General features: G+C 66.1%; 2 protein-coding genes. One reads left to right on the plus strand and one right to left on the minus strand.

The genetic code is table 11. From position 1 onward, the window contains the following. On the minus strand, positions 1-211 hold a 211-nt coding region (locus XalbCFBP2523_RS15935), incomplete at its 3' end, for a hypothetical protein (protein WP_211286585.1). On the opposite strand from XalbCFBP2523_RS15935, the gene XalbCFBP2523_RS16960 reads away from it, so the two are divergent. Next, the coding region (locus XalbCFBP2523_RS16960; protein WP_211286586.1) for a hypothetical protein at positions 210-428 on the plus strand (219 nt) is incomplete at its 3' end. The two genes, XalbCFBP2523_RS15935 and XalbCFBP2523_RS16960, sit on opposite strands and share 2 nt — an antisense overlap.

A 428-nucleotide genomic window follows, 5' to 3' on the forward strand; every position in this document is an offset into this window, starting at 1 on the left:
CCTGCGCTTGCTGTTCCTGCTGCTGCAATTGCGCGATCCGCGCCTGTTCCTGCATGTCCACGCTGGCTGGTTTTTCATGGGCCGGGGCGCTGTCATGGGACGGCGGCGCATGTGTCTGCGTGAAGGATTGCGCCAGCGGCTGCGCCTGTTGGATGCGTTGCTGGTGCTGCTGAGCGACGAGGTCGTCCTGCATGCGCGAATGCTTATCCATGGCCTGGGACGGCGTGGACGCGGCAGCGGAGGAAGATGAGGAAGACGTGTCCGCGTTCGTCGATGCGGTGTGGGTAGACGGTGCGCCCACTGCATGGGGCGTTGCTCCTTGCTGCAAATACGCAGGCAGCGGCGGTGCCGCTGACGCATGCGGTCGCTCCCGGAAGAACGCCGGCAGCGCCGGATCGGTGTGTTCGGTCGATACCGCCACCGGGCGC

It is taken from the genome of Xanthomonas albilineans (genome assembly GCF_002939705.1).
Taxonomy (GTDB): Bacteria; Pseudomonadota; Gammaproteobacteria; order Xanthomonadales; family Xanthomonadaceae; genus Xanthomonas_A; species Xanthomonas_A albilineans.